This is a genomic window from Labrenzia sp. C1B70 (genome assembly GCF_000475395.1).
Taxonomy (GTDB): Bacteria; Pseudomonadota; Alphaproteobacteria; order Rhizobiales; family Stappiaceae; genus Roseibium; species Roseibium algicola.
In genome coordinates this window covers 70,404-95,506 of record NZ_AXCE01000004.1, presented here as the reverse complement: position 1 = coordinate 95,506, position 25,103 = coordinate 70,404, and the positions used below count along the sequence as shown (strand labels likewise).

23 protein-coding genes and 2 pseudogenes are annotated in these 25,103 nt (G+C 56.9%); 16 read left to right on the top strand and 9 right to left on the bottom strand.

Going from position 1 to position 25,103, the window contains the following annotated elements:
• The first annotated feature begins 37 nt into the window (after positions 1-37).
• Positions 38-877, top strand: a complete 840-nt coding sequence (locus Q666_RS38705) for a LysR family transcriptional regulator (protein ID WP_023002377.1) — start codon at positions 38-40, stop codon at positions 875-877.
• A 12-nt stretch (positions 878-889) separates the two neighbouring features.
• Here Q666_RS38705 and Q666_RS38700 read toward each other — a convergent pair whose 3' ends face one another.
• Positions 890-1,798 (bottom strand): LysR family transcriptional regulator, encoded by a 909-nt coding sequence (locus Q666_RS38700; protein ID WP_023002376.1) that lies wholly within the window; start codon positions 1,796-1,798, stop codon positions 890-892.
• Between the two features lie 162 nt (positions 1,799-1,960).
• Between Q666_RS38700 and Q666_RS38695 the strand changes: the two genes are divergently transcribed.
• The 4 genes from Q666_RS38695 to Q666_RS0132850 all read left to right on the top strand — a co-directional run bounded on the left by Q666_RS38695 (position 1,961) and on the right by Q666_RS0132850 (position 5,548).
• The gene (locus Q666_RS38695) at positions 1,961-3,001 is read left to right on the top strand and encodes a hypothetical protein (RefSeq protein WP_023002375.1); all 1,041 of its coding nucleotides are present in this window, start codon (positions 1,961-1,963) and stop codon (positions 2,999-3,001) included.
• Between the two features lie 7 nt (positions 3,002-3,008).
• The gene (locus tag Q666_RS38690; protein WP_161633272.1) at positions 3,009-4,157 is read left to right on the top strand and encodes an MFS transporter; all 1,149 of its coding nucleotides are present in this window, start codon (positions 3,009-3,011) and stop codon (positions 4,155-4,157) included.
• Positions 4,158-4,239: 82 nt separating this feature from the next.
• Complete coding sequence (locus tag Q666_RS38685; protein WP_023002373.1) at positions 4,240-4,500, top strand: hypothetical protein; 261 nt, start codon at positions 4,240-4,242, stop codon at positions 4,498-4,500.
• Between the two features lie 106 nt (positions 4,501-4,606).
• Complete coding sequence (locus Q666_RS0132850) at positions 4,607-5,548, top strand: IS1595 family transposase (protein ID WP_031269938.1); 942 nt, start codon at positions 4,607-4,609, stop codon at positions 5,546-5,548.
• A gap of 183 nt (positions 5,549-5,731) precedes the next feature.
• Here the strand turns inward: Q666_RS0132850 and Q666_RS38680 are convergent, their stop codons facing one another.
• Positions 5,732-6,529, bottom strand: coding sequence for a DUF3800 domain-containing protein (locus Q666_RS38680; protein ID WP_023002370.1), 798 nt, complete (start codon positions 6,527-6,529; stop codon positions 5,732-5,734).
• 1 nt (position 6,530) lies between these two features.
• Between Q666_RS38680 and Q666_RS66170 the strand changes: the two genes are divergently transcribed.
• A complete protein-coding gene (locus tag Q666_RS66170; RefSeq protein WP_161633271.1) occupies positions 6,531-6,683 on the top strand; it encodes a hypothetical protein in 153 nt (50 codons plus the stop codon).
• Position 6,684: 1 nt separating this feature from the next.
• Positions 6,685-7,227 (top strand): hypothetical protein, encoded by a 543-nt coding sequence (locus Q666_RS38675; protein WP_152533274.1) that lies wholly within the window; start codon positions 6,685-6,687, stop codon positions 7,225-7,227.
• 134 nt (positions 7,228-7,361) lie between these two features.
• Here the strand turns inward: Q666_RS38675 and Q666_RS38670 are convergent, their stop codons facing one another.
• Entirely contained in the window at positions 7,362-7,679 is a 318-nt protein-coding gene (locus tag Q666_RS38670; protein WP_023002368.1) for a hypothetical protein, read from the bottom strand.
• Between the two features lie 125 nt (positions 7,680-7,804).
• Here Q666_RS38670 and Q666_RS66670 point away from each other — a divergent pair.
• A pseudogene (locus Q666_RS66670) lies at positions 7,805-8,455 on the top strand (magnesium chelatase domain-containing protein); the annotation flags it as partial.
• 411 nt (positions 8,456-8,866) lie between these two features.
• Here Q666_RS66670 and Q666_RS38665 read toward each other — a convergent pair.
• Positions 8,867-9,223 carry an ImmA/IrrE family metallo-endopeptidase gene (locus tag Q666_RS38665; RefSeq protein WP_286133940.1) on the bottom strand — a complete coding sequence of 119 codons (357 nt, stop codon included), beginning with the start codon at positions 9,221-9,223 and terminating at the stop codon, positions 8,867-8,869.
• 185 nt (positions 9,224-9,408) lie between these two features.
• Positions 9,409-9,768: a helix-turn-helix transcriptional regulator gene (locus Q666_RS38660; RefSeq protein WP_031269935.1), complete on the bottom strand. Its 360-nt coding sequence runs from the start codon at positions 9,766-9,768 to the stop codon at positions 9,409-9,411.
• 201 nt (positions 9,769-9,969) lie between these two features.
• On the opposite strand from Q666_RS38660, the gene Q666_RS38655 reads away from it, so the two are divergent.
• Entirely contained in the window at positions 9,970-10,485 is a 516-nt protein-coding gene (locus Q666_RS38655; RefSeq protein WP_023002364.1) for a hypothetical protein, read from the top strand.
• Positions 10,482-11,411, top strand: coding sequence for a restriction endonuclease (locus Q666_RS38650; protein WP_023002363.1), 930 nt, complete (start codon positions 10,482-10,484; stop codon positions 11,409-11,411). Before Q666_RS38655 ends, Q666_RS38650 begins: the two co-directional genes overlap by 4 nt.
• Before the next feature lie 103 nt (positions 11,412-11,514).
• Here the strand turns inward: Q666_RS38650 and Q666_RS38645 are convergent, their stop codons facing one another.
• Positions 11,515-12,174 (bottom strand): hypothetical protein, encoded by a 660-nt coding sequence (locus Q666_RS38645; RefSeq protein ID WP_023002362.1) that lies wholly within the window; start codon positions 12,172-12,174, stop codon positions 11,515-11,517.
• Between the two features lie 199 nt (positions 12,175-12,373).
• On the opposite strand from Q666_RS38645, the gene Q666_RS38640 reads away from it, so the two are divergent.
• The gene (locus Q666_RS38640; protein ID WP_031269934.1) at positions 12,374-12,931 is read left to right on the top strand and encodes a recombinase family protein; all 558 of its coding nucleotides are present in this window, start codon (positions 12,374-12,376) and stop codon (positions 12,929-12,931) included.
• 181 nt (positions 12,932-13,112) lie between these two features.
• Here Q666_RS38640 and Q666_RS38635 read toward each other — a convergent pair whose 3' ends face one another.
• The 3 genes from Q666_RS38635 to Q666_RS65430 form a co-directional block, all read right to left on the bottom strand.
• Positions 13,113-13,919: a hypothetical protein gene (locus Q666_RS38635; protein ID WP_023002360.1), complete on the bottom strand. Its 807-nt coding sequence runs from the start codon at positions 13,917-13,919 to the stop codon at positions 13,113-13,115.
• Positions 13,920-14,076: 157 nt separating this feature from the next.
• Complete coding sequence (locus tag Q666_RS38630) at positions 14,077-15,405, bottom strand: hypothetical protein (RefSeq protein ID WP_023002359.1); 1,329 nt, start codon at positions 15,403-15,405, stop codon at positions 14,077-14,079.
• Positions 15,406-15,558: 153 nt separating this feature from the next.
• On the bottom strand, positions 15,559-17,112 hold the full coding sequence (locus tag Q666_RS65430) for a recombinase family protein (RefSeq protein ID WP_081713186.1): 1,554 nt from the start codon (positions 17,110-17,112) through the stop codon (positions 15,559-15,561).
• Positions 17,113-17,161: 49 nt separating this feature from the next.
• Here Q666_RS65430 and Q666_RS38620 point away from each other — a divergent pair.
• The 5 genes and pseudogenes from Q666_RS38620 to Q666_RS0132835 all read left to right on the top strand — a co-directional run.
• Positions 17,162-18,058, top strand: a pseudogene (locus Q666_RS38620) (ATP-binding protein); the annotation flags it as partial.
• A 39-nt stretch (positions 18,059-18,097) separates the two neighbouring features.
• Complete coding sequence (locus Q666_RS38615) at positions 18,098-19,222, top strand: FAD-binding oxidoreductase (protein WP_023002356.1); 1,125 nt, start codon at positions 18,098-18,100, stop codon at positions 19,220-19,222.
• Positions 19,223-19,320: 98 nt separating this feature from the next.
• Complete coding sequence (locus Q666_RS38610) at positions 19,321-20,244, top strand: iron-siderophore ABC transporter substrate-binding protein (protein WP_286133912.1); 924 nt, start codon at positions 19,321-19,323, stop codon at positions 20,242-20,244.
• Positions 20,245-20,532: 288 nt separating this feature from the next.
• On the top strand, positions 20,533-22,992 hold the full coding sequence (locus Q666_RS64710; protein ID WP_023002354.1) for a hypothetical protein: 2,460 nt from the start codon (positions 20,533-20,535) through the stop codon (positions 22,990-22,992).
• The gene (locus tag Q666_RS0132835) at positions 22,989-25,073 is read left to right on the top strand and encodes a peroxidase family protein (RefSeq protein WP_023002353.1); all 2,085 of its coding nucleotides are present in this window, start codon (positions 22,989-22,991) and stop codon (positions 25,071-25,073) included. The genes Q666_RS64710 and Q666_RS0132835 overlap by 4 nt, the downstream gene beginning before the upstream one ends.
• Positions 25,074-25,103 lie beyond the last annotated feature (30 nt).

The following is a 25,103-nucleotide window of genomic DNA, read 5'->3' as shown; positions in this document are numbered from 1 at the left end:
ATTGAAGAAGGAATTTGATATCTCTAATTTGAATAGTATGGACATCGTGCTTTTGAAAACACTGATGGCAGTCGCCGAGACAGGCTCCTTTTCGGGGGCTGCCCAGGCGTTGAATTGCGTGCAGTCGAACGTCACCTCCCGTATTCGGCGTCTTGAGGAAAAATTCGGCCAGAAGGTCTTCCAGCGCAGCAAGGCCGGGGCCCGGCTGACGGAATTCGGTGAACAGGTCCATGCGCGCGCGATCGTGCTTCTGCAACAATTTGCGGCGGCCGAGCGTGATCTTCTGGAAGCTGCCGGAGCAGGTGCGCCGCTCAGGCTCGGCTCCATGGAAACAACGGCAGCCGTTCGCCTGCCCGCTCTTCTCAAACGTCTGAGAGACAAAAGCGCAGCACCGCTTTCCCTGACGACCGGCCCGACCGCAGACCTGCTGTCAAAGGTGTGGGATCAGAAGATCGATGCCGCCTTTGTCGCCGGGCCTGTCGACAAGGCCAGGTTTCAGGCGGTTCGTGCCTTCAGCGAACAGCTTGTCTGCGCCAGTGGTCCGGCCACTTCGGCGCAGGGCCCGCTGTTGGCCTTTCGCCATGGCTGCAGCTACAGGGCGGCGGCGCAGGCGTGGCTCGGCAGTATCGGCCAGAGCGACAGGGAAGTAACGGAATTGGGCACGCTGGAGGGAATTCTGGGCTGTGTGGAGGCCGGTCTCGGGTTCACGGTTGCTCCGGAAAGCGCTGTCCTGGGCTTTCGCAATGCCGACCAGTTGACGACGACCCCGCTCCCGCCGCCTTTTGGCGAAACCGTCACCTATCTTGTCTGGCGCGTCGACCGCAAACCGGTCGAGGCGCACAGGAAGCTGCTGGAAATCCTGGCAGAACGGGCCTGAGGCTTCAGGCCGTCAGACCACCCGCAAATCCGGCTGTATCTTGCCCGCCAGCGCCGAGCGCGGCGCAATGGCGTTCTGCAGGAGGTCGTTGAGATGCTCTTCCAGGTAATCGACGATGGGCGATTGCGTTGTCGACTGGGTGTAGATCGCGAGCTGTGTTGCCGGAAGCTTCGGAAAGCCATCCTGCTCCTTCAGGATCTTGAAGCCTTCCAGAATGGCTCCCGACGGCAGGCAGCAAAGGCCTGCACCCGACAGAACGGCTACCTGGGCGGCGGCAACGCTGGTGGTGGTGATGCGCTCGTACCACTGCCGTCCGGCGCGGGCGAGCGAACCGAAGGAGATTTCCCGGAACGGGCAGGGTTCGGGAAACATGATCAATGGCAGCGGATCGGTTAGCGGGCAGTTGTCGCCAACCGCCCAGTGCAGCGGTTCCTCGAAAATCTCGACCGGCATCTGCTTGGTAGACGAGACAAGGGCTATTGCGAGGTTGATTTCGTTGTTCGACAGCATTTCGTGCAGTGTGGCGCTGTCGGCGACCGTCATCTCAAGTTTCACGTTGGGGTGAATGCGCACGAAATTGCAGAAAATCGATTGCAGCTGGCCGGTCGCATACCATTCTGGCAGGCCGACATGCACCGTGCCGGTCAGTTCCGGCGCAGACAGGCGCAACCTGGCTTCCTCGTGTGAGCGCAGGATTTCCGTGGCGTGTTGATAAAGGATACGCCCGGCGGGCGTGAGGTTCATTGTGCGGGCACTGCGCTCGATCAGCGGTTTGCCGACCCGTTCCTCCAGACGCCGCAGCTGAGTGCTGACGCAGGGTTGTGTGCGGTTCAACCGAGATCCCGCATGTGTGACGTTGCCTGCTTCTGCAACAGCCACAAAGGCTTCCAGCAACTCGATATTAAAACGGCCTATGGTCATGTCCCTGCCTCCGTTTTAGCGCAAGACGACCTACGCGGTTTTCCGCCGGTCCAGCGCCACACAAGCATAACGTTCCATTATGGGGCGCTTCAATTATAAATTTAAGGGTCGGTAAAAAATCCCGTAATCCGAGAGTCTCTTTTGTCAAAACAGGTATCCGCCATGACTTTAGCGCTTTCCTATGGCCAGCCGGAGCATGGGCCAGATCACCAGACGACCGGCCCCCTTTCGCTGCAACAAAGAGTTCACAGGGCAATTGCCTGCCACACGGAATTCAGTCTCGATACGATCCTGACCCAGGACAACCGGGTGAAATACACAAACGAAGGCAGTTCGGAGACCGCAACCGGTCCTCTGGACGAGGTGTTTCAGCTGATGCGCCAGCTGAACGAGACCGGCATCGCATCGGATACGCTTGGCCGAATTCATGAAGACGGCAGGTCTTTTCGGGCGGCGCTGGAAGAAAGCTGCGGGCGGATTGCAACCGAGCTTGCAGGTGAGCGGCTGGTGTATGTCGAACTGGGGCCGGAGCCGGTCAAGACCGGGTTCATTCTCAAGACACTGCAGGGCCTGGGCGTCATCATAGATCGTTATATCGCCGTCGACATCAACCCGATGTCGGCTGCGCCGATGCGGGCAGCCCTCGCGGCGATCCTGCCGAACACTCCACTTGAGTTTGTCACCGCGCCTTTCGAGGCCTGCCGCCTGGAAGACATGATCGAAGACGGTGCGCCGCCCGCCCTCGTGACAATGCTCGGTTTTCAGGAAGGCAATGACGATCCGGCAGTGGTCAACGGCTGGCTGCGGGACATTACCCGGCCAGGAGACCTGCTGCTGTCCGAAAGCCAGCTCTACACCATCGAACAGACCGACAAGATCTCCGGTTTTTACGCCCACCCGGCCATGCAGCGGTTTTCGCGAATTGCGTTCGAACGGGCGGTGGACCGCAGTTTGCCGACGCTGAATCGCTTCTTTTTGCTGCCTGTCGTGTTCGAGGATGGCCAGAGTGCGCAAGTGGCCATTCTGGCCGAAGAATTCGCGCATTCAATCAGCGGAAGAAACTTGCATGTTTCCAACTTCTGCCTGAAACTCACGCGCGATCAGTATCGCTCGTACCGGCAGGAGGGTGGCCATTTCGAAATATTCGGCGAGAGCTACACGGATGACCAAACACTTCACTTCCAGCTCTCCCGCCGGGTTTGAGATGACCTTGGCACAGACCCGCGGTCTTACTGCCGCGGGCCTGGCCATCGTCGCTGTCACCTACGGACTGGCACGCTATTGTTTTGGCCTGTTCCTGCCGGAAATCCGTCAGGAATTCGCGCTGTCGCCGGAAACGGTCGGCCTGATCGCCGGTCTGTCCTATCTGGGCTATCTGGCGGCGACTTTCGTCGGTTCCTGGCTGTCGACGGTGTTCGAACCGCGCCTGCCGATCCTGCTCGGCGGCCTCGCCGCCACAACAGGCATGGCCATGATCGCCCTGGCACAGACGCCGTTTGTACTGGCGCTTGGCGTCTTCGTTGCAGGAGCAAGCCCGGGCCTTTCCTATCCGCCCTTTTCCGATGTCATCGTGCGTCATACGGAACTCAGCCGGCAGAACAGCGTCTATGCCTGGATCAACTCCGGCACCGGTTTCGGCGTTGCCTTTGCCGGGCCGCTGGCACTCTTCGCCGGTGGTGACTGGCGGCTCGCCTGGCTGGTTTTCGCGGTTATCGCCTTCAGTGTAACCATCTGGAACGCAGCCACCTTGCCCAGGCGCAGCGTGCATCTGGAACATGCCCGGCCCAGGGTGTCCGTCTGGATCCTTATGGATCGGACAGCGCGCGGACTGTTTGTCGCGGCATTTCTTTTCGGCATCGTCACCGCCGTCTACTGGACCTATGCCGTCGAACTCCTGACCATGCTGACGGGCAATCCACGAGACGCAATCCTGTTCTGGATCGTGTTGGGCATTTCGGGCGTTACCGGCTGCTTCGCCGGTGGTCTTGTCGATCGCTGGGGTTTGCAGGCTGCCTATCGTGTCCTGGCGGTTCTGGTCGGGACCGCAATCGGCACTCTGCCGCTGCTGGTGGAAACAAGACTCGGGATCTACGTGTCAGCGGCCTGTTTTGGCGTCGGTTTCATCGTGATGACCGCCCTTTTCGGCATGTGGAGCATGAGGCTGTTCCGGCAGGCACCGTCCATCGGGTTCGGCTTTACCTTCTTCCTGATTTCCCTGGGGCAGGGGGTCGGACCCGTGCTGAGCGGCTTCCTCATTCCGGTTGTCGGCCATTCGGCACTTTTCTTCGCAGCCGGGCTTCTGTGCTGCGGCCTGGCGGGCTTTGCGGCCGGAAAGCAGACCGAAGGGGTCAGACCATAACAGCGGGTTATGGTGGCCAACGCCCACATAACCGCTATGTGCTGGCCTTTCCCGGAAATTGCAAGCATGTTGGCAGCACGCTATGATTGATGAACAGAATGCGATTGGATCGATGATACTCACCGCCGCCAACACCGCCGGGGCCAAGCTCGACATGGAGCTGTGTCGGGCCCTCTATGAAAAAGACCCGGACCGGCTCCTTGAACTTGTGTCCGACTGGCTGGAAACCAACGGTTTGCAGCCGAGTGAAGACTTTAAGGTGCCCGCTTATCTCGATGCAGTTCTGACCCGTGCCAACTTCACTGTTGCCAGCGGAAGCAAGCTGCGCGTGCTGGTATCCTGACTAGGCAGACCCCGTCTGTTCCATATTTGTTCTTGCGTCTTTTAGGCGATATTATACTTGACACACCCAACGGACTTTGATTCAATAGAATCAAGGAGTTGGGAAAATGTCTGTACTGTCTCGCGAATATTTTCACTGTGAAGCCGCCGCTTTCGAGCATGTTGAGAGTGCTTTGTGGCCGAATGGTCCGCATTGCCCTCACTGTGGCAACGCAGGAAAGATATACGAGTTAAAGGGCGTTCGTTCCAAGCCTTCAAAAAAGAATCCTGAAGGTGTAGAGCGTCACGGCCTGAAAAAGTGTGGTGAGTGCCGTAAGCAGTTCACGGTGCGTATTGGCACGATCTTCGAGGAAAGCCATATCCCGCTGCATAAGTGGCTTCAGGCTATCTACTTGATGTGTTCCTCTAAGAAGGGCATCAGCTCTAACCAGCTCGCCCGCGTTCTGGAAATCACGGTCAAGTCTGCTTGGTTCCTGAGCCATCGCATTCGTGAGGCAATGCGTTCAACGGACAAAACCCCTTTTGGTGGTGAAGGCAAGACTGTTGAGGTTGATGAAACCTATATCGGTCGCATTTCCGGCTTCCCGAAAATGAAGGCTGGAGCAGCTCACAAGAACGTTGTCTTGACGCTGGTCGAGCGCGGTGGTCGTGCAAAGAGCTTTCATATCGACAGCGCAACGGCAAACAAGATTGGTTACATCGTTCATACGAACGTTAAGCACGAGTCTGATCTGATGACGGACACGGCGCGGATGTACCCCGAAATCGGCACCTACTTCGCTTCGCATGAAATGGTGAACCACACGGAGAAAGAATACGTCCGTGGCAAGGCCCACACAAACACGATTGAGGGTTTCTTCTCCATCTTCAAGCGCGGCATGAAAGGCGTCTACCAGCACTGCGCAGAACACCACCTGCACCGTTATCTGGCGGAATATGATTTCCGTTATTCCAACCGGATCAAACTTGGTATCGATGACAAAATGCGGGCTGATATTGCGCTGCTGAATGTGAAGGGCAAGCGCCTGAGCTATAGGCAATCTAGTTGAGGCGAAAAGGGAATTTAGACGAAAGCCGGTTCAGCTACGGTTTTCGTTTCGGGTGCGGAAAGACCGTTGATTCTATTGACTGAATCAACGATTTGCGATATCTATATTACCAACCCGGTGCTTCGGCAGCCGGTAGATGATGGTACAAAATCCATCGGAAGGAGCCTTAGGCTCCTTTCTAGTTTATGGCAGGCATTTGATGCCATACCCGACAATCTCACCGTTCCATCTAGACCGATCATACTTGTCTTCAAGGAGGATTTGGCCGATGGCTTTGTGAAATTCGTTTGGTTTGAAATTGCAGTCAAGAAATGATCTAGCGATGTAGTGGCTTGGGTAAGTGAATATGTCGCAAAGTTGGAGCCCGGCAACATTGCGATATTTCTCCATAAATTTAAGTTTAGACACAGGGATTCGCCTGCATATTTGGGCAGCAGAAGCATATCTGCTTCCTTTTAAACGGACTCGATCAAATTCTTTTTGGAGAGCCTTATTAAGTGGTTTATCTCGCGCTTCCGGCATTATGTCGCCAAGCGATTTCTTTCGTTCAAGAAACTGCGTATATTTTTCGAAAAGTATTTCTGCCAGGTAATGGTATGGATGGTTTTGCTTCCAGTGCTTTTGTTCAACCATCCATTTCTTATCGATTATTGTTGTTATAACTGTGCACTCAGTGGACCTCATCCACTTTGTAATTTCTGAATTGAAACGTGATAATACAGCATCGTTATTTAGTTTGCCGAATGGGCCTTTACGCTGGCGAATATCGGACAGATGCAAGATTGCCGGGTTGTCTGGATCGTCGTTCAATACATCTGCTTTGATGCGGATAAGTTCCTTTGTGAGAAAATCGCGCGCATGGTCGATGCGCATCGCAACACCTGTTAAACTGAGATAGCGGTTGTTCGGGTGGCCAAGGTTTTTGAGCGTGTCAGTCCCATGCTCATCGACATACAGCCTATAAACTGGAGCTATAGTCACATTGCCCTCTGAAAAAGCTCAAATCGACAAATTTAAAGAAGCTGCCAAAGAGCTTGGATGCGATGAATCCGAGGAAGCCTTTGATGCGAACCTTAAGCGTATTGCAAGGAAGAACAATTTAAAAGAGAATGAAGTACCCAAAAAGGAGCAATGATTTGAACCATTGGGTCATATTCGGAATCAAGCTTGCGATTAGCTCAGTGTTCGGCGTGCTCATCACGTGGGGCGTGTCTTTTTATGTCGCTGACTATGTGGTTAAGGCATCTGTCGGACAGATTTCGCTCTCAGTTAACACGCTCCAATCCAGCCTTGATGGCCTAAGTGAAACTGTCAGGCTGGTAAATCAAGATATTAGAACTGAGGTCAGGCGCTTTGATGATCAGCGCGATGCGTTGGCTGAAGACATTGCTGACAGAATAGCCGAATTGCGGGTTAAGGACGGCCAACAGGAAATCAAACTGGACGGCGTGTTTGAGAGCCTTGGCAGGATCGAGGAGTCTCTCAAGGAGATTAAAGGCTCTATCCCGATCAATTACATGACTGGCGGACCTTTAGAGGTGAATAAGTGGAAAGCCATAAAAGACGAGTATGGCTTGGATGACGATACGCCTGTGTTCATCATGCAGCAGGGGGCAGTTCCTTCTCCTGCGCCTTCGCCGCTGGATTTTCCTGTCACTCCAATAGTTCCCAAACAATAGTCACGCTTAAATAGAATTCGCAGCCCGGCCATTGAGCCGGGCTTTTTGTTGGAGATCTAAATGGATATTGGCAAAGCCTTCAGACTGCGTCTCGTAATGGCCCTAGCCCGGTTATTCGGTGTTCCTATCGATGTTCAATCCACTTTTTTTAGGACGTTGAAAAACGAACCTAGAATCTCCGGTGAATCGACTGGCCCAAAGTAAGCAGCAGACATGTCGCTTGGGTCGAAAACCAATAGGATATCGTCTTTAGCGCCCAGCCCTTCGGAAGCTTTCTTCGCAAAAGAAAATGTATCCAGATCGGAACCGGCAAGGATGAAAGAGGTCGTTTCATCCCAATACCCTTGACCTTTTGCCCAAACGTTCGTCTCTATCAGTTTGCGCCTTTCGTCATATGACTTTCCGCCAATCGTCTTATTCGCAAGTCTAAATGATACGCAATAGGTAGCCATATCGTTTCCTCCCTGATTGCAGGCAGGAATATCACACACTCATGAGGCGTGGTGTGTCAAATATAATATCGCCGTCTTTTATCGACATATGCTTCGTTGACCTGCATCTGTAAGTAGAGGTGAATATGGTCAGCCGGATCACGACGGTCGCGTTTCGGGGCATCGAGGCAGTTCCGGTAGACGTGCAGGTACATGTCGGGCCGGGCATGGTTGCCTTCACCATCGTCGGCCTCCCGGACAAGGCCGTTGCAGAAAGTCGGGAACGAGTTCGCGCGGCGCTTGCCGCTTCAGGCCTGGCCCTGCCGGCCAAACGCGTCACAGTCAATCTCGCCCCTGCCGACCTGCCCAAGGAAGGCTCGCATTACGATCTGCCGATCGCGCTGGGCGTTATGGCCGCCATCGGCGCCATACCGGCTGAATTTCTGGAAAGATACGTTGTTCTCGGCGAGCTTGGTCTCGACGGCACGCTTGCGCCTGTTGCCGGTGTCCTGCCGGCCGCCATGGGCGCCAACGGCATCGGCAAGGGCCTCATCTGCCCGGAAGCCAGCGGCGGCGAGGCTGCCTGGGCCGACGCAGACATGGACATTCTCGCGCCTCGCTCGCTGATCCAGCTCGCCAATCACTTCAAGGGAACACAGGTGCTCTCCCGGCCGGTGGCCCGGCTGCGCGGCAATGCCGGTGTGCTGCCGGATCTTGCCGAGGTCAAGGGACAGGAAAGCGCCAGACGGGCGCTGGAGATCGCCGCTGCCGGCGGGCACAACCTGCTCCTATTAGGTACTCAAGACCCTAAGTTGATGATCTCACGTTATCGTCCTGAAACAAACCAAGGGGCAATGGTCTCCCACCGCCCCTCGCGTTATCGTTCACCGTGTCACCCTTCACTCAGGAGTCAGGGATCAAAATCGGCCATGCGCGGAACCCAAACGCTTTCGCGTAGAGGGTCTCACCGGTCTTCGGACACTTCCGTGACGGACGGAAAATGTACCGATAACCGGGCGGCGGCGGAGGAAGTTTTTTCTTCATCCTGCCACTCCCTAGGGGCGTATATTGCCAGATCCAGCAAATCACGATACAACGTAGCTTGCGACACTTGTGTTCGTCACTGGTTGGCTCTGCATCGACAAGCCCGTGTGCACGATACAGATTGTACGGTAGAGGCTCGGGCTGCAACCTGAGCCTTTGCTGTTTTAGAAGGCACCTCCCTGCTTCATTGCGTATCGGATTCTGTTCGTTGCTGCTTCAAAAGACACTTGATGTGCGTCGACCAGAGCCTGCGCACTCGCGACCCCGCGAACGTACTCACGGGGCATCAGGATCTCTGCAGCGAATTGATTTGCTTGAGGTTCAGCTAAACGAAAAGGCGCAGTGCCATCACCACGCCTTGTTCGTGCCAGAGGAATATTGGTGTGAAGTACGAAGTGCCCCAGCTCATGAGCTGCGGTGAACCGGGCTCGGCCATCACCGTTACAGGCCTTTTCGTAGACATCTTCCCGCAGTCGAATGAAGCTACCTTGAGGACAAGTATATCCCTCAGCGTCACCCATATCAGCCATCGTCCATACTTCGAATTGAACAAGCTCGAGACGATCACATAGTAGTTTCTCAATGACGTCGATGATTGGAAACCGAGGAGTCCCTTCAAGACCAAGACTCTTTCGAATCCTATCAGCCTCAGCTCCGATTTGGGGCCATGACTTTGCTGGTACTTTGAAGTCTCCCTCTAGAGCCATCAGTCGGCGTCCCCCTTGCGCAGGACTTGAAGTATGTTCTTCAGATCCTGGTCTGATAACGTGTCCATCTTTCTGGCCAGTAGCCCGGCTGTGTCTTTCGCCAACACACTGTGTGCTTCAATCGTGAAAGCCTTCCGGGAACGGTCCGCCGCACGTCGAAGCTTGACTGCTGCTGCTTCCATGAGGCCGTAGGCGTTCGCAACGAGCTCCTCAAAACCCGTCGGAGGCGTTTTCTTCCCCGTCTCAATCGCAGACAAGAACGCTGCTGACTTATTCAAACGCCCAGCCATGTCGAGTAGACGCTCGTCGTTGTCGATACGCAGCTTCCGCAACTCCTTTCCAATCTCACTGGTTGCCATCGCGGTTCTCCCTTCGCACCCGATCATGTAATCAAAGCTGTGAAAAAAATCAACCCATGAGGTTAAAAAATAGTTTCGGAGTAGTGAAATTCTTTCCTGCTGATGGGCGAGCTGCTTCACCTAAGCCATGGCCTATTGTAATCTTGGGCTGAAGAACGCAGCCTGATTCACGCCATTGTTGAACCATTTAGGTGGGACCATATGCAATCATTTTTGCTACCCGATGCGATTGCCGACCTAGTGGCCGCGAGAAACCGAGTTCGTGATCACTACAAGGATCTGCTCGGACGCGGAGGACATGAGATCTCCCTGGAGTACACCTTTGATGGGAACCTAGTTGGAGACATTGGCGAGGCGTTAGCGGTGGAACTGTTTGGCATCAGATTGGTCGACGGAAAGTCGCATCCCGGCATTGATGGCTACAGTGCCGACGGTAGAAGCGTTCAGGTGAAGGCAACCGGACGTGGTCTAGGTCCAGCGTTTCGCCCCGTTGCGACACGGGCAGATCATCTGCTCTTCTTCGACCTCAATTTCGACAACTGCGAGGGCAGGGTCTTTTACAATGGGCCTGAACACCTCATCATATCGACCCTACCAGCCAGTTGGACTGGTCAGCGGCTCGTATCACGTAAAAAACTCGCGGAAATAGATTCAATTCTAACTGATGAAGATCGCTTGCCGATGCTCGGTCGCGAGCGGTTCGGGGAGCATCGATGATACCAGACTACCAGGCCCTGATGCTTCCTGTGCTTCGCTACGCTGCTGAGGGCGAACAGCGGGTACCCGATCTTGCTGACAGGATCGCCAACGATCTCGGGCTGTCGGAGGAAGAGCGGGAGGAACTGCTTCCCAGCGGTCGTCAACGAGTGCTGCACAACAGGGTCCACTGGGCGAAGTTCTACATGAGCAAGGCCGGTCTGATTGATAGCCCCGCCCGTGGCCGCTTCGTTGCCTCCGAGGCTGGCAAGCGGTTTCTCGCTAGCAACCCGGAACGTCTCGACACCCCGACGCTGATGCAGATCCCCGAATTTGTCGAATTCTATGAGAGCAGCAAGCCGGGAAATGGTGGGGTCAGCCAAGTCGCTGCGAACCAAGTAGAAACGGCAGGTGGTTCCGCCACTCCAGAAGAGCAGATCGAACAGTCCTATCGTTCGCTCAATGCCGCCCTTAGAGCCGACCTTCTGGACCGCATCAGGGAGAACTCACCGACCTTCTTCGAGAAGCTGATCGTCGACCTTCTGGTTGCCATGGGCTACGGCGGCTCTCACAAGAACGCAGCCGAGCAGCTTGGACGGTCCGGGGATGGCGGTGTTGACGGTGTCATCAACGAGGATCGGCTGGGCCTCGATAGAATCTATGTCCAGGCTAAGCGGTACGCCGAAGGGAACTCCATCGGTCGCCCTGAGGTGCAGGGATTCGTGGGCTCACTGGTGGGGCTTGGAGCGACCAAAGGGGTCTTCGTAACAACCTCAGGCTTCTCAAGGGGAGCCGTCGAGTATGCCCACAATCTGCCCCAGAGGGTTATCCTGATCGACGGCAACAGGCTCGCCGACCTGATGATCGAGCATGGTGTCGGTACTCGATCTCAGCAGACTATCCAGATCCAACGGCTGGACGAGGACTTCTTCACCGAGGACGGGTGAGGAGCCGGAATGTTTCATACAAAATGCTGATCAGGTAATCGGAGTAGTGGCTCAGGTTGATCCTCATCCACTACTCATAGAGGGATGGTATTATCTATTAATTTTATTGATTTTTCTTGTCTAACCTTTCGATAACATCTGGATTGTTTTTCAGGTATTCTTCGATCCAATCGTTGTCTTGGTCAGGAACCCACAAGAATTCTTTGTCATTCTTTTCATATTTGAACGATCCGGGCAAAACTAAATTGCCAGAGTTCTCCCGCGCAAAGGTCGCCCACTCGTCGATGGCGTCAACCTTAGTGGCCACGTTGTCTATCTTTGAGTTGTACATCGTTAGTGCGGTGTTGGCTTTCGACACCTGATTTGAAATTCTGGCAAACTCCTCCTGTAGTGAATTTACCTGGGATTCAAAGCTTTTTGTGTTAGCCAATATAGTTTCTATGTTTTTGCTGCTTCCAACGCTTTTCAGAGAGGCGACCTCTGTTTTGAGTGCTTGGTTTTGTTTTTCAATCTGATTGAGTGCTGAGGCTACCTGCGCGAGTTCTGCCTTTAGACCTTTGCCGTCTACAGAGAGAGTTACTTGAGCCCAGACAGCAGATGCGGTGAGCACCGTGCCAAAAAATAAAAAAGTCGCTGCCGCTTTCAGTGGCGATGACCGATCTTGCAACTGATAGACCTTTGGTGAGTGGTAGATAATGTAGATGCCTGCAAAAATGGCTAAGGTCCTAAGGGCTGTGTCCCATAACTTGAAATCTATTTCCATAACGTAGCTCCCAAAAAACACATCCTAAGGTAGCTTAGGTCGCAGAAAGAACCGTCGCAACACTGTTCTTGTTCATGTAACATTTCTGATTGGAGAGGCCTCAAGGGGCTCACAATCTATAGCTTTTGAGTCAGGCTCTTGACGTGTCTCTTTTCATGTCTCATAAGTTTATTCTCGTTACATCTTAGGAGTTATGAGAATGGCATTGGTGGGATATGCCCGTGTGTCAACCCTTGGACAGTCCTTGGACGTCCAGAAGGAGAAGCTTGAAGCAGCTGGTGTCGACAAGCTGTTTGAAGAGAAGAGGTCTGGCATCGATGCAAACCGTGAGGAACTAACGCGATGCCTTGAGTACCTGCGTGAAGGCGACACCATGGTGATCTCCCGGATAGACAGGCTGGCCCGTAGTGCCGAGGATCTCCTCAGGATTGTCCGAGAGCTTGAAGGCAAAGGGGTTACGCTAAAGGTGCTCGACCAGTCCATCGATACAAGAGACGCCGCTGGGAAAGCCTTTCTGGGCATGTTGGGGGTGTTTGCCGAGTTCGAGAGCAACATCCGCAAGGAACGGCAGATGGACGGCATTGCCAAGGCGAAGTCCAAGGGCACCAAGTTCGGTCGCAAGCCTGCACTCACCCCTGACGTGATCGCCTCGATCAGGACGATGCGTGAGAAGGAGGACTTCACCGTGCCGCAGATCATGTCCAGGACGGGCCTGTCGAAGGCGACGGTGTACAGGGCCTTGGCCCCACAGGAGTGACTCTCAGGAGTCTTCAGGAGTCCACTGAGGGGCATTCTAGGGGCGGGCGGCTAGGATACCAGCGGAGATGCCCCAGCGGGCCCTCAGGGACCCTGTATTGCCACAAGAAGGGGGCAAGGGGGGTAAGGCGCGGTAGGCATCATTAGATTGGCCGCTCAGATTTTTGCACCAAACATCCCGCTTATCCATTGTTGTCTCTAGCACCGCGTTTCTTCGGGGTTGGCCTGTCCGAGTGTGACCCGGACTTATCCCGCTCCGCTTTGAATGCTTGCGCGGCTGCCAAGTGGTGTTGCACGAGTAGCGCGATGGCTTCCTCGATATCGTCTCCCATAACCCGCAAGACACGGCCTCGCGGTCGAGGGTAGACATGCATTTCCTCGGTGACTGTTTTTGTCCTGGCGCCACCCCAAGCAGGATCGGGAACCTCACGAGTCCACTTCTTGTGGCTCCCCGATGCCAGCCGATGGACCAACTTAGCAGACTGCACGAGCCTGAACTCGCGTGACAGGTCAGGCTGAGGATCGTCCTGAATGATCATCTCAACGGAAATACCTGCAGCGACCACCAGCTTGGGGTCAACTTTACCCTTACTCAGTCTCGCCCATGCGGCGTTGGCTCTTTCTCTTGGAGTAAGTCCACGTAGCCTGAAAGCCTCTATGTGCGGACCTGCATCACGATAGAGGCCGCGAACGTTCGCCAATGCAGCTTGGACCCACCAGTCCTCTTCATGGTCTTCGATCCAGAGCAGCGCAGCTTGACGGTATGGATTGACCTCATTGGCAGTGTAAGACCGCTTGTAAGGGCTGCCGTGACGCTGGTAGTGCTCGGCATGTGATCGACAGAATTTCTTGTCAAGGCCATCTGACGTGGCAGCCCGAGTGGGTTTTCCGCATCCAATGACACGACAAAGGCCGAAGATTGAACTCGGCTCTTGTGCCTTCGCCTTCACCTCGGCTTTGCGGCGGATCTTCTGATTGATGTTGCTCATGTCCTTATGAGTCCCTCAAAGGGGGAACCTAGGGTGGATACTTACGTGGTAGCCAAAGGGGACCACCCTCCAGCACCACTTACTAGATTGACACCTTGATGTAGGTGTCTTCCCCCTAGGTGCAGCGTGAAGTGGCCGAGGAGGAACAGCTTGGTAGTCAACCAAGAGCTTCACCCTCCGCGACAGACACGACACCCTCAATTCCTGTGTGCCTCCTGAAGGCCTCCAACATGGTGGACCTCGCGGTTGCTACCTTCGACCTGGGTACTAGGATTGCATCGTGAATGGGCAGAGCTGTCACACCAAGCTCTTTCAACTCCAGCAGGACGTCTACGAGTATGTTGCTTTCAATGAACTGAGCCCCGTGTCCAGCACCAACAAAGAAGTAACCCGCTATGGGTGCATGTACCTTCTCGATCTGCCTCATCACCTGCTCAACAGAGTGCTCCTTCAGGAAGGACTTGCGGACCCCTTGAGGCATCCTGCTTAGCCGCTTGGTTGAGAACACCATAGCGTTGAACAACTGCTTGATACCTGCTCGGTGTTCCTCGAAGCCCGGGACCTGATACAGGTCTTCACCTGCAGGTTTCACCTCAGCCCATCCGTACAGAATCCGGGGTGTCATCTGTCCAAAGTCCAGCTCTACGATCTCCTCCTCGTCGATGAAGACTGTCTCGAACCTGTCTCTCTTCGACAGCTGTTGCCAGAACCCGCCAAACAGACGACCACCCGAGACAAAGCGACCTTGTGTGAAGATGCGTCGAAGATGGGTATCAAAGGGGTCCACACGTCGATCTCGGGTGGTGTCCGAGAGTTCGCCGAAGTCGATATTCCCTGCTGAGAGCCACTGATTGATCTGCCTGAGTTGTTCTCTGAACTTCACCGTGTCGGCGGTGTCGTCGTACTCCATGTTCCCGCCATCGTCCCAGAAGTCGTCCTTCTCTCTGCGCAGAAAAACGACCTCTCGCTGGTCAGCCAAGCAGAAGTCGGAGAGCTTGATGCCGTTTGCTTTGATCCGATCAACGGTGCGGCTCCCGGCGGCGATCACAGTTCGTCTCGCGGCAGAAAAATGCTCTTGGTGCCCCATCTCCTGCGTGATGAACGCCATCTCGGGAGCAGCCATCAGATCAAGTATGGCAGGTAGCTTCTTGTTGTAGGCGCTGGGCCTGTAGCGGCTCTTACGTCCAAGTACGGTGTTGGAACGGGTGATCGCGACACCTCCCGGCTCGCCCAGAAGGTGGTGATACATCACATCACAAAGGACTGCCGACACAGCCTGCTCAAACGTCTCTTGGTCAGTTGGCTTGCGTTTGCGCTGCCTGAGGCCGAAGTGCTCTTCGTAGGCCTGCAGCATGCCGATGATTTCTTCGATGACGAGCCTAACGTTGTCGCTCTTTGGTGTTCGCCACGGGTTGAACGGGCGATCATTGAGTTGCACCGATAGCACCGTATCTGCTTCGACTTCTCGTTGTTGATTTGCCTTCATAGTTCCTCAGATTGACGTACCCAAAGATAGCCACCCTGCACTGGCATCGACTGAAACAGCTGTAAGGCTCGTGAGGACTTAGTCCCTCCACGATCTACAGTGCCAGTCAGTGGGCAGGTTTAGTTTCGGTTACAATTGAATTTGATGGTGCGGCTAAGCATCGCCGTCCTCGGTCCAGGCATAGGTGACGTTGCTCTCACCACCATGTAGCCAATGGAAATGCAAGGTACCTGTCCTGAAGTCCACGGTGATACCTGTCATCATTTGTCTCAAGAGTGCATTGACCAGTCCTCTGTCCAGCTCACCTGTTTCCAGTATCGCGGCTAGGTCACCGGCCTTTACGTACGCCAACGGATTTGTAGTCAGAGCTTGGAGTTGCAACATCTCATCGTGTTGACGACGCAGGCGATCAAGCTCCTCTTCGCTACTGTGGACCCTGTCAATGATCGCTTGAGAGCTTTGGTGTTGGAGAGCATCAAGGAGCCGTTCCAGACCGTCCTCTAGGCCTGATATCGACCTCTCAAGGTTCGAAATTTCGGCGTCAACTTCTGGATCGTCCTTACCTGCTGGTATGGTTCCAAGAAGGTAGTCTGCATTCTGCAGAAATGCATCTTCCACGTCCTGGTATGGCACTGATCGGTATTCACAGCCTGCGCCAACCTTAGCCACTGTACAGACCAACCGAGGTTGGCCAGCCTTCTTCCGGCTGCCTTTGCTAACTCGCGTCATGTGAGATCCACAGAGTGGACATAGCGCGAGTCCACCAAAGAGGTTCCTGAGTTCTTTCCCAGCATGTCGACCTCGTTGGGGTGTCGACGTTTTGTGTCGCATCGCTTGCATACGTTCAAAGCTGGCTGGGTCGATAACTGCTGGATAGTAGTTCTCGATAGCTGGCAAAGGCACACGTTTCCTCTTGCCTTGAGAGTATTCCAATCGATGAGGTTGAAAGGTCCCAATCACTGTTTGGCTATCAAGGATCTTCGCCACGTATGACCGGTGCCAGTATTTCCCCCTGCCAAAGACAGGTACGTTTTCAGCATTTAGCAGCTCAGCGATCTTGTGTTGTCCTACCCCGTCCAAGGCAAGCTGGAAGATCCGTCGAACGACTGCTGCTCTTTCTTCAATCACGTTGAATCGACCAGCGTCTTTGTCGAGTGAAAGCCAAGCCGGTGCACGAGAAGACATAGGGACTTCACTTGCCTTCGCCCGCTTCGCCTCCCAAGACGCTTTGAGCCTCCTCGCCTTGGTCGCACTCTCTTCGTTTGCCCGCATGAAGATAAGGATTGACATCAGAAGGGAGGTTGGATCCTCATCCAATGTCTTCGCGGTGTACCGCCTACCGTCGACAAGAGTGACAACAGTGATTCCTTCTTCGCAGATGTCCTCTAAGGTGCGGAAGGCCTTGCGAGCCTTGTCTCGTGAGATACGATCAAGGCTTTCGACAAGAAGATAACTACCACGTTCAACGAGCCCGGCCTCAGCAGCAGCCAAGAAGGCACCTAGGCCACCCGCGTCACGATTGCGGCCCCTGTATGCAGAAACACCCAAGTCTTCAAAAGTGAGCTTGTCGTCGAGGATAAGGCCATGCCGTTCTGCGTAGTCTTTGGCCAGCTGGGCTTGACGTCGATAGCTGTCGCCTCTCATTTGTTCTGGAGTGGAGAAGCGGAGATACGAGTATGCTTTCAACCTGTTACTCTTTGTTTGCATGGTGGTATTTAGGTTCCTGATAGAGCATCCATTTAGGGGTCTTCAAGTGCATAACATGCTGATGACCGGTCCTCCCGGCTCCGGCAAATCCATGCTGGCGCAGCGCCTGCCGTCCATCCTGCCGGCCCTGACCCCGCGCGAGCTTCTGGAAGTGTCCATGATCGCCTCGCTCGCGGGCGAGCTGGCCGAAGGCAAATTGACCGAACGACGTCCCTTCCGCGCGCCGCATCACTCCGCCTCCATGGCCGCCCTGGTCGGTGGCGGGATGCGCGCCCGGCCCGGTGAGGTCTCGCTCGCCCATAACGGAGTGTTATTCCTCGACGAGCTTCCCGAGTTCAATCCGCAGGTTCTCGACAGTCTGCGCCAGCCGCTGGAATCGGGCGAAGCGGTGATTGCCCGCGCAAACCACCGGGTCACCTATCCGGCTCGCATCCAGCTTGTGGCGGCCATGAACCCCTGCCGCTGCGGCCATGCGGGCGAGCCGGGCCACCAGTGCCGCCGGGGCGAGCGCTGCGTCACCGACTATCAGGCCCGGGTGTCTGGACCGCTGCTTGACCGGATCGACGTCAGGATCGATGTTCCGGCCGTTACGGCGGCCGACCTGATCGGCCCTGCGGCCAGCGAACCGTCCGCCGTCGTGGCCGCTCGGGTCGCTGAAGCGCGCAGCATCCAGGCAGAACGCTTCCTGGAACTTGGCCTTGCCTGCCGCACAAATGCCCAGGCACCGGCATCGATTGTCGAAACCATGACACGGCCAGATGACAAGGGGCTCGCTTTCCTGCGCGATGTTGCCGAGCGTCTTGCCCTGAGCGCACGCGGATATCACCGCGTCCTCAAACTCGCCCGCACGCTGGCCGATCTGGACGGTGCGGATCAGGTTGGCCGCATTCACCTGGCGGAGGCCTTGAGTTACCGCGGCGAAGACATGTCCCGCAAGGCGGCTTGAAAGCGTTGATCGTGACACCGCGAGGGATTGTCTGACGCAATGACAGCAGACGTCATCATCATCGGCGGCGGTGTTGCCGGGCTGAGCGCGGCCTGTTTTCTGTCCGAGTTTGCGCAAGTGACGCTTCTGGAGCGCGAGCCGGCACTGGCAACGCAGTCTTCAGCCCGCACGGCAGGGCAATTCACGGCCGGCATTTCCGCCAATACAATGCGCGCGCTGGCCGCGGCAAGCCGTGCGTTCTTTCAGGCGCCGCCGCCGGGATTTTGCGAGCAGACGCTTGTCGCGCCCCGCGGCGGCCTGACGGTTGGGCGTGAGGAGCATCGGCCTGTTCTGGACAGGCTGATGGCAAGGCTGCAGGAGGCCGGGTCGGACTGCCGGTTTGTCGACAGACAAGAGGCTTTGGCCCTGTTTCCGGCCCTCCGGCCGGAACGGGTTCATGCGGGCGTTTTCGAAGCAGATGCGATGGATATCGATGTCGATCTGCTGCTTCAATCCTATCGCAAGGCGGCTGCTGCCAATGGCGCTCGCTTCGTCTGCAAGGCGGAGGTCACTTCCATCCGGCGGATTGCCGACACATGGCAGGTGACGGCCGGAGACCGGACGGTGTCGGCGCCCGTTCTGGTCAATGCAACCGGGGCCTGGGCGGACCGGATTGCGGATCTTGCCGGTGTCCCGGCGCTTGGCCTCAACGCCTTCCGCCGTTCGGCCTTCACGTTTCCGCTTCACCGTCAGGACGCCGGTGTCTGGCCACATGTCACGACGGCTGATTACACCTGGTACGTCCATCCGCAGCCGCACGGCTTCACGGCGTCACCGGCAGAGGCCGATCCTGTTTCTCCGGGAGAGGTTTATGCAGATGATCTTCGACTTGCAGAGGCGATCCATCATATCGGCATCGACACCGAGCTGGCCGTGCCGCGTCCATCCGCAAGCTGGGCAGGATTGCGCACGTTTGCGCCTGACCGAAACCCGGTCTGCGGCGGATTTCCCGATCATCCGGGGTATTTTGTCAGCGCAGGCCAGGGCGGATGCGGGGTTCTGACATCCCCGGCGATGGGCAGGGCACTGGCGGCCCTCGTTGCCGGCCGGGACTTGCCGGGTGATCTGTCCGCCTTCGGTATCACACAGGACCAGCTTGCACCCGGACGGTTCCTGCAGGCCTGAGCTTCTTCATTTGACAAAGACGGCAATTTCCAAGAGAAAATTCCTCAAGCCAGTCGGGGTTCGGCAAGCCAGATAACCTGTAATGCCGGAGATACCCCTTGCGTTTTCTGTCCAGCCTTTGTTTTTGCGCAGCCCTGTTGCCAACCTTGTTGCCCGGCGCCTTGTCCGCTGCCGAGATTACCCATGCCATGGGCACCACCGAGGTGCCGGACACTCCGAAGAAGATTGTCGTTCTCACCAACGAAGGCACCGAGGCAATGCTCATGCTGGGCAAGACGCCTGTTGGGGCTGCGTCATCATGGTATGGCGATCCCTGGTACCCGCATCTGGGCGACCGGATGGCCGGAGTTGAAGTTGTGGGGACGGAGCTTGCGGTCAACCTGGAACGGCTGGCCATGCTCGAGCCGGATCTGATCCTCGGCAGCAAGAAGCGGCACGAGGAAATCTATCCTCAGCTCTCCGCCATTGCGCCCACGGTGTTCGTGGTCAATGCCACGGATTTCAAGGACAACATGAAGCTCTATGCCAGCTCGGTCGGCATGGAAGCGGAAGGCGAAGCGCTCGTCAGCGCCTATGAGGCCGACGTCGCCCGGTTGCGCGCCGCCCTCGGCGAGAATGCCGGGGATACGGTTTCCGTCGTCCGTTTCGTGCCCGGCCAGCTTTACGTTTATCGCCATGACAGTTTCTCCGGTGTTGTGCTGAACGACATCGGTTTCAAGCGGCCCGAGGTACAGGCGCAGGACGGCCTGGCTCTTGCCGTCGGCAAGGAAAGCATCCCGAACATGGAAGCCGACCGGATGTTCTACCTGACATATGACACCGGCAATGGAGAGGGCACGGCCCTGGAGGGCGAGACGCTGAAAGACCCTCTCTGGGCCAATCTGGAAGTCGTCAAGGCGGGAAACGCCCACAAGGTCGATGACGGTGTCTGGGCAACGTCGCAGGGCATTCTTGCAGCCCGCGCAATGCTTCGGGACATCGCCCGGATCTACGGGACGGATGTCGACCTCAGTTCCAACTGAACTCCTGTGAGGCAACAGGGCCCGGATCAAAAGTTTTGACCCGGGCCACCTTGCCATCCCGAGCGTCTGGCACGGAGCAGAAATGATTGCCGGAATGAAGAAATACAACCCGGTGGCTAAATCAGGTTGTATTTCAAAAGGATGCCGTCACACCACCGTGACGGACAACGGCCGGAAACCTTCCCTTCCCTGATAATAAGAGCTAGCCTTACGTAAGGTAATTAAACGCATCGGCAGTTGAAGAGCCGGTCCATGCGTTTGACCCACCAACGCGAAAGGGCGGGCTGAATGGCCTCGAGAGAACCGGCACGGCCGGGCAAATCGGAAACCGGTGGAGAAGCGGGGCTGATCGACAGCATCGCCCGTACCAATGCCGAGGCCATTTCCACGGTTCCCGGTCTGGCCCGCCGCCCACAGCACCCGAAACATCACGGCTGTGTCCGCGCCCGCTTCATTATCGGCGAAGTGCCGGAGGACTTGCGTCACGGTCTCTTCGCGTTGCCGGGCACATATGACGCCCTTGTCCGGTTTTCCAACGGCCGCCAACTGGATGACCGCAAGCGCGACGCCCACGGCATAGCCATCAAGGTGCTGGGCATCGACAGGGAGTGGCTGTCGGCTGAAAACCCGGACGGCAGGGTGCAGGACTTCATTCTCGTCGACCATGAAACCTTTTTCACCGGTGACCTCGGCGACTATGACGACATCAACACCCTGGTGCTGAAACGCGGTCTTGCCCGCCTGAAGCCCCTGTCTCGGCTTCTGTTCACGGGCTTCTATCTTTTCGGCAGGATCCGGGCCTTTGTCTCTCATCGCCCGGTGTCTCCGCTTGCAAGCCGATACTTCAGCACCACGCCTTATCGGCTTGGCGATCTTCTGGTGAAATATACCGCGACGCCAAGGCCGGTGCCGGTGGATCCACCTGAGGTCAAATCCGCACGCGATCAACTGGCCGTCGCGCTGAGGGAAACCCTGATCCGTTGCCCGGTCACTTTTGAATTCGGCGTCGATGTTCAGATAGATCCGGCCGCGCAGCCGGTTGATGATCCGTCGATTGCCTGGTCGGCGGTGCCGGGCGCGCGTCACGAAAAGCTGGCGACGCTGGAGATCTTTCAGCAGGACGTCGATCAACACGCCCCACTGGCGGAGAACATCGCCTTTTCACCCTGGAACAGCCTGCCGGCGCACGAGCCCGTCGGCGCCATCAACCTTGCCCGGCGACAAGCCTATGAGAGTGCCGCTTGCAAGCGGCATGAAGTCAATGGCGTTGTTCCACCCGTCTTTGCCGGCATTCCGGAAAGCTACAAGATGCAACAACCCTCCGTATCGCCCAGAAACGACGGCATGCCGCTTTGGTTGGCGATTGTCGCGGCGCTGCTGCTGATCGCCTGCCTGGTCCTGGAAGGCAAGCGCCTCACAATCAAGCCGGGTCCGCCACAAACCTTTGACAATCCGGCCGCCGAATTCAAATACGGTTCCATCGGCGCCGAATGGGACGGTTTCCCCTATATGGTCTGGCGCGAATTGCCGGCGATTTTCAAGGACGAGCTGCCCGAAGGTTGGCGCACATTCGGCTTCATCGAGGAACCGGGACAGAAACTTCCGATCGGCTTCAGCATCCGGCGCGTCGGTGTGCCGAGGGTCGGTTTCAATTGCGCCACCTGCCACAGCGTGGAAGTCACCGCAGGCGGCAACACGATGTTGCTGCTGGGTGCACCTGCCGAAAAGCTCGATATCCAGTCCTACATCCTGTTCCTTGGCTACGTTGCCGCCAGTGACAAGCTGACGGCGGATGCGGTGATCGAAAGCGCCGCGCAGGCCGGCAGACCTCTGGGCCCAATCGACCGTCTTCTGGTGCGCACCATTCTTGTACCCGGCATCAAGGACCAGGCCGATGGACTGGCGACCGCTTTCAGCTGGATGAAGGTGAAACCGCAGCATGGCCCCGGGCGCACGGACGCGGGCAACAACTGGCGCGCGCGCTGGGGCTATGGCCCGGAAAAGGACGAGGCGGTCGGAACGGTCGACTTTCCCTCGGTCTGGAACCAGGGCATCCGCGAGGGCGGCTGGTTCCACTGGGACGGCAACAACAATTCGCTGATCGAGCGCAACTATTCCGCCGCCCTTGCCGGCGGCGCCAAGGAATGGCTGCTGCAACGCGGGCTGATCGATGCCCAGGCGGAATGGCTGCGGGACCTGCCACCGCCCGCCTACCCCTTGCCAGTCAATGCTGACATGGCAGCAGACGGCGCCGCGATTTACGAAAGGGAAGGCTGCGGCACCTGTCATGACCCAGGAGGCGAGAGCTTCGGGCAGGTCACGCCGCTTTCTGACCTTCAGACAGACCCGGCACGATCTGACCTCTTCGACGAAGCCTTCGTCAGCCGCTTCGGCGATGTCGGCAAGGGGTACACCTGGCGGTTCTCGCACTACCGGGCAACGGACGGCTATGCAAACACGCCGCTGGACGCCATCTGGGCACGCGGGCCTTATCTCCACAATGGTTCCGTGCCGACGCTTCGGGCGCTTTTGTCAGCGCCGGAAGACCGTCCGGCGACCTTCTATCGCGGCTGCACGGATTTCGATCCGGTGGACGTCGGCTTTGCCTGCGAAAGTGGCTTCCTGTTCGACACGCAGCTGACCGGTAACGGCAACGGTGGACATCTTTACGGCACCGGTCTTCCGGACGGCGAGAAATCCGCACTGATCGAATATCTCAAATCCAAGCAATATGCGGGGCGGTCATGAGGCTTAGCGCATCCTTCAAGGGAACGTTTCTCGACATCATCTGCCTGCTCGTTGGGACGATCATGGCCTATCGCGGCGTCGAGGAATTCTTCCGCTACGATTTCGATCCGATACACATGGTCCTCGGGCTGGCGCTGGGGGCCGGCGCCTATGCCAACTGGCTCATGTTCCGGCGACTGCGCATCGGCTACTGGATCTTCATCGGCGGCAATGTGGTCGTCGCCTTTGTGTTCATATTCGTGCTGCAGGATGTCTGGCACCACCACGTCTGGCCGCATATCCTCTATGCCCTGGTGTTCGTGCCGTTTCTGGATCAGCTCGGCGTCCGCTCTGAACGGGACGTTCTGCGGGATCCGCCGGTGCACAAGCGGATCCTCGGTTTCATCGGCGGCCAGGCACTGAAACTGGCCGAGGCCTTTCCCGCCCTCGTCCGGCTGGTCAAGCGTTGCGGTCCGCTCAGCCGGGTGATCAACCGTCTTGTCATCAACGGCATCTCGAACGCGCCACCCGGTCGTCCGCTCCCGCTCTCCCTCTGGACACCGCATGATCCGGAAACGCATCTGGAAAAGGTTGCGGGCCCAAAGGATCCGGAAAAGACCACCAGCACCTTCGCCAGCTGGCCGGGTCTGGTTGACCGCCGCTACACCGGCCGGCACCTGCCACCCGTTGATCAGGATTTTGTCGATGCCCTGCCGGAAGTGCCGAGGGTGGCGGAACTTTACCGGCGCAAGGCGATGGTCGAGAGCGACACCAGCACGCTGTTCTGCTTCTTTGCCCAGTGGTTCACCGACAGTTTCCTGCGCACTCACCCGCTGAACAAACGGCTGAACACCTCGAACCACGAAATCGATCTTTGCCAGATCTACGGTCTTGGCGAGGAAACGACCTCGTTTTTACGGGAAGGCGCTTTTCTGAAGTCCCGGCAGACACCCGTCGGCGAGCTGCCGCCGCTGCTCGCGGGCCCGGATCTGGCAGTCAAAGCCGAGTTTGCCGGCATTCATTTCATGCCCATGTGGGCAACGACCTTCCTGGGGGCCGATCCGGAATGGGGCGCGGCGAAAAAGCTTCGGGAACTCCTGGCCGGTATCGGGGATTGGGCCGTCACGCCGGAGCGCTGGAAATGCCACTATGCGGCCGGCCTGGAACGGGCCAATTCCACGATCCTCTACAGCGCACTCAACACGATCTTCCTGCGCGAGCACAATCGTCTCGCGCGTGAGATCGGCAAACGGAACCCGCACTTCGGTCCGGACCGCGTCTTCGAAACGGCCCGCAACATCAACATCGTCAAGCTGCTCAAGGTCATTATCGAGGACTATATCAACCACCTTGCCAATTCGCCGTTCAAGATCTTCGTGGAGCCTGGCGATGCGGACAAGCGCCTGTGGTACCGCACCAACCGGATCTCGCTGGAATTCGACCTGCTTTACCGCTGGCATGCCATGGTTCCGGATCGGTTCCTGTTCCAAGGCGAGGTACTGGAAAACGAGAATTTCCGCTTCAACAACACGATCATCGAAAAACACGGGGTCGAGGCGGTCATCGATGCGGCGGCGAGCCAGCGGGCAGGCAAGCTGACCCTTCACAACACCCCGTTCTTCCTGCAAGGCGCGGAAGAACGTACGCTGGCATTTGCCCGCAGGTTCCGGCTCGCCCCCTTCAACGCCTACCGCGCCTCCTGGAAGCTGCGTCCGTACGACAGTTTCCTGGAACTGACCGGAGGCGACGCCGGTCTGGCGGGAGAGCTGGAAGCACTCTATCCCGACTGGAACGGCGTGCGCGGCATCGACCGGGTCGATCTTCCCATCGGACTGCTGGCAGAAGACCAGATGCGGGCGCGCCCGCTGCCGCCCCTGCTTCTGGCCATGGTCGGGTCCGACGCCTTCTCCCAGGCACTCACCAACCCGCTTCTGGCAAAGAATATCTTCGGCCCGGAGGTCTTCACCGAGTATGGCATGACGGAAATCGAGGCGACGTCCACCTTCCAAAACATTGTCGATCTCAACGTTGCCGCCAACGCCAGAAGGCCGAATGCGAATTTCACCATCAACAAGGACACGCTTCTGACCTGGCCAGGCTGATATCCCTGGCCGGCTTCCCCGCTGCACAAG

Excerpts from the sequence above, each read along its gene's own strand:
- Q666_RS38640 (WP_031269934.1), top strand. The coding sequence starts at position 12,374 with ATGGCATTGGTGGGATATGCCCGTGTGTCAACCCTTGGACAGTCCTTG.
- Q666_RS38665 (WP_286133940.1), bottom strand. The coding sequence starts at position 9,223 with ATGGGTGACGCTGAGGGATATACTTGTCCTCAAGGTAGCTTCATTCGA.
- Q666_RS38655 (WP_023002364.1), top strand. The coding sequence starts at position 9,970 with ATGCAATCATTTTTGCTACCCGATGCGATTGCCGACCTAGTGGCCGCG.
- Q666_RS38685 (WP_023002373.1), top strand. The coding sequence starts at position 4,240 with ATGATTGATGAACAGAATGCGATTGGATCGATGATACTCACCGCCGCC.
- Q666_RS38705 (WP_023002377.1), top strand. The coding sequence starts at position 38 with ATGGACATCGTGCTTTTGAAAACACTGATGGCAGTCGCCGAGACAGGC.
- Q666_RS38615 (WP_023002356.1), top strand. The coding sequence starts at position 18,098 with ATGACAGCAGACGTCATCATCATCGGCGGCGGTGTTGCCGGGCTGAGC.
- Q666_RS38695 (WP_023002375.1), top strand. The coding sequence starts at position 1,961 with ATGACTTTAGCGCTTTCCTATGGCCAGCCGGAGCATGGGCCAGATCAC.
- Q666_RS38635 (WP_023002360.1), bottom strand. The coding sequence starts at position 13,919 with ATGAGCAACATCAATCAGAAGATCCGCCGCAAAGCCGAGGTGAAGGCG.
- Q666_RS38700 (WP_023002376.1), bottom strand. The coding sequence starts at position 1,798 with ATGACCATAGGCCGTTTTAATATCGAGTTGCTGGAAGCCTTTGTGGCT.
- Q666_RS0132850 (WP_031269938.1), top strand. The coding sequence starts at position 4,607 with ATGTCTGTACTGTCTCGCGAATATTTTCACTGTGAAGCCGCCGCTTTC.
- Q666_RS65430 (WP_081713186.1), bottom strand. The coding sequence starts at position 17,112 with ATGCAAACAAAGAGTAACAGGTTGAAAGCATACTCGTATCTCCGCTTC.
- Q666_RS0132835 (WP_023002353.1), top strand. The coding sequence starts at position 22,989 with ATGAGGCTTAGCGCATCCTTCAAGGGAACGTTTCTCGACATCATCTGC.
- Q666_RS38670 (WP_023002368.1), bottom strand. The coding sequence starts at position 7,679 with ATGGCTACCTATTGCGTATCATTTAGACTTGCGAATAAGACGATTGGC.
- Q666_RS64710 (WP_023002354.1), top strand. The coding sequence starts at position 20,533 with ATGGCCTCGAGAGAACCGGCACGGCCGGGCAAATCGGAAACCGGTGGA.
- Q666_RS38660 (WP_031269935.1), bottom strand. The coding sequence starts at position 9,768 with ATGGCAACCAGTGAGATTGGAAAGGAGTTGCGGAAGCTGCGTATCGAC.
- Q666_RS38645 (WP_023002362.1), bottom strand. The coding sequence starts at position 12,174 with ATGGAAATAGATTTCAAGTTATGGGACACAGCCCTTAGGACCTTAGCC.
- Q666_RS38650 (WP_023002363.1), top strand. The coding sequence starts at position 10,482 with ATGATACCAGACTACCAGGCCCTGATGCTTCCTGTGCTTCGCTACGCT.
- Q666_RS38630 (WP_023002359.1), bottom strand. The coding sequence starts at position 15,405 with ATGAAGGCAAATCAACAACGAGAAGTCGAAGCAGATACGGTGCTATCG.